The sequence below is a fragment of the Streptomyces regalis genome (assembly GCF_001509475.1).
Classification (GTDB): domain Bacteria; phylum Actinomycetota; class Actinomycetes; order Streptomycetales; family Streptomycetaceae; genus Streptomyces; species Streptomyces regalis.
On the sequence record NZ_LLZG01000155.1, the window covers coordinates 1 to 6,426 of the forward strand.

Consider the following 6,426-nt stretch of genomic DNA (forward strand, 5'->3'; position numbering starts at 1 on the left):
GTGGGGGGCTTGGCGGGATGGGTCCATGGGTGGCGGCTCCTGTCTGGTGGGGTGGTGAGTGCCCGCGATGGCTCCGCCCGGGTCCGGCCGGCTGCCGGTTCGGGTGCACTTTCGCTTGCGGGCAGGGGGAGTTGAGTGACTCCGATGCGTTATCGGCGCCTCACTCAAGGTAGCGACAACGGGTTCTCGCGAGCAACCTATTCACTCAAGCTGATGGACTAACCCCCGGACACGGGGCAGACTTTGATCCGATCACCAAGGAGAACCCGTGGGACTGCGCACCACCATCAGCGAACGACAGCGGCGACTCGGCTTCGAACTCAAACAACTGCGCGAGCAAGCCGGGTTGTCCACGACTGATGCCGCCGATCAGATCGGCATGACGCGCGGACAACTGGGCCACATCGAGGCCGGCCGAACCTCTGTCCTCACTGGGCGATTGCTCGACCTCTGCCGCGTTTACGGTTGCTCGGAGGAGCCCTATATTGAGGCGCTGGTCGCCATGTCCGAGTCCAGCGGCAAAGGCTGGTGGCGTGCGTACAGGAAGCACCTGGGGCCTGACCCTCTGAACCTGGCCGAGCTCGAATCAGAGGCCGTGGACATCAGGACGCACGAGCCGCTGTTCATCCCGGGCCTCTTCCAGACCGAGGACTACACGCGCTCCATCTTCACGAGCCCCGACCTGGGCTTCACGAACATCGAGGAGGCATTGCGCTTCCGCATGGAACGGCAGCACATCCTGACACGCGACAACCCGCCGTCCGTGCACGCCGTCATCCACGAGTCCGCGTTGCGCATGCGGTTCGGCAGCACCGATGTCGTCCGGGAGCAGCTGCTGCACCTGATCGAGCTGGCGCGTCTGCCGAACGTGACCATCCAGATCTATCCGTTCACGGCCCGGGCGCACGCCGCCCTCACCGGCAACTTCGCGCATGTCATCCCAGCGGAACCGAGGTTGGGCACCGTTGTGGTCGAACAGCTTCTGGGCTCTTACTACTTGGTGCAGCAGCGCCAGCTTGATGAGTACGGCTCCCTGTTCGACCGCATCGCGGATAACGCCCTCGCACCCATCGACGTATCGTTGGCCCCCGAAACACACTCGGTGAAGGATTCGCTGGCCCTTGTCCAGCATGTGCTCTACACCCTCTGAGGAGGCCCCGATGCCCGAACTGCACTGGCAGAAGTCGTCGTACAGCGGCGGCCCCGAAGGCAACTGTCTATATGTCGCCACCGCCCCCGACGGAACGATCCGCCTCCGCGAGAGCGACACCCCGGACGTCATCCTGGCCACCGCTCCCGAAGGCCTCGCCGCCCTTCTACACACCCTCAAGGCCGGCCCTGTCAGCAACTCCCGGCTCTGACCGCGCCGTTCCCTAGGACTGAGGCCGATGGGTTGGTATCTATCCTGGCTGAATCGAGATGATGATCGTCACGACGTCTTCTTCGGCGGTTCCGTAGATGAGCGTGATCAAGCATTGGAGTCCGCACGGAGTTACCTCGCTGCGAACGGCATGAACTAGGGGACTGCCGTTTGCTAGCTGAGTGCGTCGATAGCCTTGACGATCAGTGCCCGTGCCCCGACGCCGTAGACGGCGAGGCTACGCAGTTGCTCGAACGCATTCACATACAGGGCAATGTCACTGGGCTGGGTGACCGTGATCCGAGCCGACAACAGCTCGACCGAGACGAAGGCGTCGTCGTACATGTGGAAAGTTTCCATGGGCCAGATAGGCCGCGACGGCGTCGCCTTCGGGATCACGCCGAGGGAGACGGCTGGGAGCGCCCCGGCGGTCAGCAGATATCCAAGTTGGGCGGCCATGGCCTCGGCGTCAGCGACCTGGTGGTAAAGCGCGGACTCCTCCACGACGAGGACGAAGCGACGCCCCTGCTCGTGGAGGATGCGGGAGCGTTCAAGCCGAGCTGTCACCGCTTCTGCTACATCGTTGGGGATCTCTCGAAAGTCGGTGATCGCCGTCATCAGACCGGTGGCGTACCCCTCGGTCTGCAACAGGCCCGGCACCAGGGTCGCGGAGTAGACGCGGAACAACTGGGTCGACTGGAATAGGGGGACATAACTGTTCTGGAGCTGCTTCAGCCCAGTCCGAAGCCGACGCCGCCACTCCACGTACATCGCCTCGGCGTTGTGCGACTGGGCGATGATGTCGGGTGCCTGGCCGACCGCGTCGCACACCTCGCACCACCGGCGGATGTCGTCGGGTGACGGAGGGGTGCGGGCGTTCTCGATGCGGGAGGTCTTCGAGTGCGTCCAGCCGCAGCGGTCGGCCAGCTCAGTGCCCGTGATACCTGCCTCGGCGCGTAGCTCGCGCAGTCGCTGGGCGACGCCTTCGCGGGCAGCCTGGGCGGCGGATGACGGAGAGATGGGCATGAGCTGGCCGGTCTGCCTTCGCGCTAGCGGATCTTGTAGTTCTCGTGTGGGATGGCCCGCGCCCAAGCCGCCTCGAACGCCTCGGCGCACAGTTTCGCCGCCGCAGGGTCCTCACTGATCTCGCCGCCCGCTGAGGCGCCGTCCCCGGTGAAGTGGTTCCACCGGACGAGGCGACCGTCGATGAGCCACCCGTCGTTGCCGGGCAGTGCGATGTCCGAGGCCTGACGACGAGGGAGCCACCGCACCTGCTCCCCGGCGATGATGTTCTTGAACGTCCCGTCGTACAGGAAGTGCGTGTATTCGCTCACCGGCTCGGACACGATGCGGACCCGTCGTACGACGACACCCCGAGCGACCGTCTCGGTGATCAGGGAGTGCCACGGCCGCCACCAGGCCTCGCGGTCCTCCGGGGCGAGGCGGACGCCGGCTCGCCAGTCGGCAAAGGGTCCTGTCTCGTAGTCGACCGCGTAGGAGTCCCTCATCTCCCAGTGCACAGCGGACCGTTGGGCGGAACCGAGCAGCTCATCCCATGTGGGGACGCTCGATGGCATCGCATGCCTCCCTGATGATGTGCACCATAGTGGCCGGGATCCGGACGACTGCCTCGTGGTCCGGGATGCCCTTCGCATGGCCGGGGACCTCGAACGCCGCGCACTCGGCTTCGAGTTCGGGCCCCGCCTTCCATCCCTGGAAGACGAGTTCTTGCCTTTCCTGGTCGGCCCACACAGTGGGGCTCTCACCCTCCCCGGTGTTCGGGTCGATCCCGATGAACTCTATCGACACGATCTCCTCCAACTCGCACGGCGTGCACCAATGTTCGCAACCTTTGCTCGGCTCGAAGGGGACGTCAAGGGTGCGAAGTTCCCAGTGACTAGGGCGAGTACATCAGTGTGTACATCGGTGCACATCGCTCGCGTCAGCGCAGACCGGGTCCCTAGCGTCACAGGGTGAAGCCACGAAGATTCGGGGAGTATCCATGACCACGAAGCACAAGACGACGCAGGAACCACCCGTAGTTCTGCCGACCGGCCTGGACGCCTGGCTCCTGGACTGTGCCCCAGTGAAGGACTGTGCCCGCTGTCAGTCCGAGTGGAGACAGCTCAACGCCGCGAAGAACAAGGGCAGCATCACCAAGGCCGCGAAACACGCAAGGAACGTACGCGACCACGCGGGCGGCCACTGATGCCGATGGACATGCAGACCTACCGGGACGGCCGCAAGCAGGCCACCGACGCGGCGGAGGCGATCCGGGCTGCCCTGGCCAGTCTCGGTCTCCCCGAAAGCGTCTGGGGCAGTGTGCGTCCGATGGTGACGCACAGCGGCAAGCCGTACGTGCACCTCGGCATGGTGCGTGCGGACGTGGCCGAGAAGGTGGCGGAGGCGATGCGGGGCCAGTGATCAGAACTTGAGAGCGTATTCCTTGGCAGCTGTGTCGATGCTGGCGGCCAGGCGTCGCAGGTCCACCGAAGATGCTTCGTCCCAGTCAGAGTCACAGCCCCACCCGCACAACCCATCAGCCACCCCAAGAGTCATGATCGTCGCCAGTCCTCTCCGGCCAGCGACGATCACGACCGAGGATCCATGAACCCAGCCAGACGCACGACCACCGCGGCCGCCGCCGCTGTCGTGCTTGCCACCGCGGGCGGTCTCCTCACCGCCGTCACCGCGCCCGCCTCCGCCGCGACGACCTGCACGTCGCCGGTCTTCAAGCGGCAGTTCTTCGCGAACACCAACACCACCTTCTCCGGCACCCCGAAGAAGACCGACTGCGACAGCGTCATCGACCAGAACTGGGGCACCGGCGCCCCCGCCACCGGGCTGCCCAGCAACTACTTCGGCGTCCGCTGGACCGTCACCCGTGACTTCGGCTCCGGCGGCCCCTTCACCTTCACCGCCTCCGGCCTGGACGGCATCCGTGTCTACCTGGACCCGGGCACGACCGGCGCCCGCAAGATCGACCTGTGGAAGAACACCTCCACGACCGTGTCGAAGACCGTCAACGTGACGATCCCGTCCGGCAAGCACACCCTCCGCATCGACTACGTCAACTGGACCGGAAGCGCCAAGGTCAAGTTCGGCTACGTGCCGCGCACCTCGGCGACCTACGACAAGGTCAAGCCGCTCGCCCCCACCGGCGCCACCTGGACCTACCGCACGGGCACCACCGGCAACACGGCGGTCCTCGGCTGGGCGGCCAACAAGGAGATGGACCTCGCGGGTTACCGCGTCTACCGGGCGCCGGCGGGCACCAGCACCTGGACCCGCGTCGGTACGACCACCAGCCGCACCTTCTCCGACACGCCGCCGTCGACCGGACAGTCGTACGTCTATCAGATCCGGGCCTACGACAAGGCCGGCAACGAGTCGGTGGGCACCGCCGCTCAGGGCCCGGTCCCTACACCCGACTTCACCGCGCCCGCCGCGCCCGTGCTGACGGTCACGAGCACCCCGAACGCCAACAACCTTTCCTGGACGGCCCCCACGGACGTCGTCGCCTTCTCGGTCTTCAGCAAGAAGAGCTCGGAGACCACCTGGACCGAGCACCCCGAGACCACCGAGACGAGCTGGTCGGACACCTCGGCGCTGTACGGCGTGTCGTACGACTACAAGGTCCTCGCCTACGACGCGGCCTGGAACCACACCTACTCCACCGTCGTCAGCGGCGTCCCGACCATCACCCCGCCGCAGAACGTCACCGCCACCACCCCGTCGTACGGCGCGGTGATCAGCTGGAGCGAGCCCGCGGAGAACGACACCGAGACCTACACGGTCCTGCGCTCGCCCGCCCCGGCCGACGGCACCCGCACCTGGACGACCGTCAACTGCCGCGACCGCGCCACGAGCACCGACGCGGCCGGAAACACGGTCCGCAAGTGCACCGACTACGACGGCGACCAGGGCGCCACCTACGCCTACTTGGTGCGGCGCAAGGACATCTACGGCCGCTGGTCCGTCCCGTCCCGGGAGATCCTCGTCACCCGCCCCGGCGACGAGATCGCCCCGCCGGCCGTGACCAACCTGACCGCGCAGGCCTTGGAGTACGGCGTCAAGCTCGACTGGGACCCGAGCCCGGTGGAGGACCTCGCCGAGTACTGGATCTACGAGCAGTCGCATCCGTCCAAGTACCCCGACTCGATCGGCAAGGTGGACGCCACCAGGTCGGAGACGCTGCTGCGCATGCCGGCGGACGGCGAGGAGAAGCACTACGTCGTCGTCGCCGTGGACCGCTACGGCAATGTCGCGGAGTTCATCGGCGACCCCGAGGGCGACGGCACCTACTGGAGCGACCCGGTCTCCCTGGTCTTCGTCAACGAGCTCGACGTCCGCCCGACGACCGCCGCCCCCGAGGCCACGGCGTGCGATCTGGGCTCATTCGTCGACCAGTCGGGCAACGTCCAGGTGGATCCGTACTGTTACGGCACGTCCTTCACGGAGGCCGACGGCTACCACGTCCACCGCTGGGACCGCGCGACGAACACCTGGGTCCGTGTGACGCAGGCGCCCGCGACGACCCCGTACTGGACCGACACCGCCGCGCCGGCCGGGAGCACGGTCTACTACTACGCCTCCTTCACCAAGGAGGACGGCACGGAGGCGTTCACGGACGTGACCACCGCCGTCACGCTGCCCAGCGGCAGCTGAGGCGAAGGAAAACGCCGAGAACGCCGAAAGTGAAGAGTGAAGGGGCCCGGGGGTTGCTGAACCCCCGGGCCCCTTCGACGGCGGCCTGAAGCTCGGCCACCCGGGACTGCAGCGCCGCGACCTGGTTCTCCAGTTCCCTGGCGCACCGCCCAAAGTCACAGGCTCACCCGTACAACCCATCGGCCGCTCCACGAGTCGTGATCGTCACCAGCCCTTCCCCGGCCAACGCCGATCACGACCGAGGATCCATGAACCCAGCCAGACGCACGACCACCGCGGCCGCCGCCGCTGTCGTGCTCGCCACCGCGGGCGGTCTCCTCACCGCCGTCACCGCGCCCGCCTCCGCCGCGACGACCTGCACGTCGCCGGTCTTCAAGCGGCAGTTCTTCGCGAACACC

The 6,426-nt window shown here is 66.7% G+C and carries 8 protein-coding genes; 5 read left to right on the plus strand and 3 right to left on the minus strand.

Features of this window, described 5'->3' with window-relative positions; all coding sequences use genetic code 11:
* Positions 1–268: 268 nt before the first annotated feature.
* Both ADL12_RS20230 and ADL12_RS20235 read left to right on the plus strand, forming a co-directional pair.
* A complete protein-coding gene (locus ADL12_RS20230; protein ID WP_062704080.1) occupies positions 269–1,150 on the plus strand; it encodes a helix-turn-helix domain-containing protein in 882 nt (293 codons plus the stop codon).
* 10 nt (positions 1,151–1,160) lie between these two features.
* Positions 1,161–1,361, plus strand: coding sequence for a DUF397 domain-containing protein (locus tag ADL12_RS20235; protein ID WP_062704081.1), 201 nt, complete (start codon positions 1,161–1,163; stop codon positions 1,359–1,361).
* Positions 1,362–1,534: 173 nt separating this feature from the next.
* On the opposite strand, the gene ADL12_RS20240 is transcribed toward ADL12_RS20235, so the two are convergent.
* The 3 genes from ADL12_RS20240 to ADL12_RS20250 are packed head-to-tail and all read right to left on the minus strand — an operon-like array spanning position 1,535 to position 3,169.
* Positions 1,535–2,386, minus strand: a complete 852-nt coding sequence (locus ADL12_RS20240) for a helix-turn-helix domain-containing protein (protein ID WP_062704082.1) — start codon at positions 2,384–2,386, stop codon at positions 1,535–1,537.
* 23 nt (positions 2,387–2,409) lie between these two features.
* Positions 2,410–2,937, minus strand: a complete 528-nt coding sequence (locus tag ADL12_RS20245; RefSeq protein ID WP_062704083.1) for a DUF6879 family protein — start codon at positions 2,935–2,937, stop codon at positions 2,410–2,412.
* Positions 2,909–3,169, minus strand: coding sequence for a hypothetical protein (locus ADL12_RS20250; protein WP_062704084.1), 261 nt, complete (start codon positions 3,167–3,169; stop codon positions 2,909–2,911). The genes ADL12_RS20245 and ADL12_RS20250 overlap by 29 nt, the downstream gene beginning before the upstream one ends.
* A gap of 193 nt (positions 3,170–3,362) precedes the next feature.
* On the opposite strand from ADL12_RS20250, the gene ADL12_RS20255 reads away from it, so the two are divergent.
* From ADL12_RS20255 to ADL12_RS20265, 3 genes are all read left to right on the plus strand, one after another.
* Positions 3,363–3,569, plus strand: a complete 207-nt coding sequence (locus ADL12_RS20255; RefSeq protein WP_062704085.1) for a hypothetical protein — start codon at positions 3,363–3,365, stop codon at positions 3,567–3,569.
* A gap of 5 nt (positions 3,570–3,574) precedes the next feature.
* Complete coding sequence (locus ADL12_RS20260; RefSeq protein ID WP_062704087.1) at positions 3,575–3,784, plus strand: hypothetical protein; 210 nt, start codon at positions 3,575–3,577, stop codon at positions 3,782–3,784.
* A 183-nt stretch (positions 3,785–3,967) separates the two neighbouring features.
* Positions 3,968–6,028, plus strand: coding sequence for a PA14 domain-containing protein (locus ADL12_RS20265; RefSeq protein WP_062704086.1), 2,061 nt, complete (start codon positions 3,968–3,970; stop codon positions 6,026–6,028).
* The last annotated feature ends 398 nt before the right edge of the window (positions 6,029–6,426 follow it).

Excerpts from the sequence above, each read along its gene's own strand:
- ADL12_RS20235 (WP_062704081.1), top strand. The coding sequence starts at position 1,161 with ATGCCCGAACTGCACTGGCAGAAGTCGTCGTACAGCGGCGGCCCCGAA.
- ADL12_RS20240 (WP_062704082.1), bottom strand. The coding sequence starts at position 2,386 with ATGCCCATCTCTCCGTCATCCGCCGCCCAGGCTGCCCGCGAAGGCGTC.
- ADL12_RS20245 (WP_062704083.1), bottom strand. The coding sequence starts at position 2,937 with ATGCCATCGAGCGTCCCCACATGGGATGAGCTGCTCGGTTCCGCCCAA.
- ADL12_RS20255 (WP_062704085.1), top strand. The coding sequence starts at position 3,363 with ATGACCACGAAGCACAAGACGACGCAGGAACCACCCGTAGTTCTGCCG.
- ADL12_RS20260 (WP_062704087.1), top strand. The coding sequence starts at position 3,575 with ATGGACATGCAGACCTACCGGGACGGCCGCAAGCAGGCCACCGACGCG.
- ADL12_RS20265 (WP_062704086.1), top strand. The coding sequence starts at position 3,968 with ATGAACCCAGCCAGACGCACGACCACCGCGGCCGCCGCCGCTGTCGTG.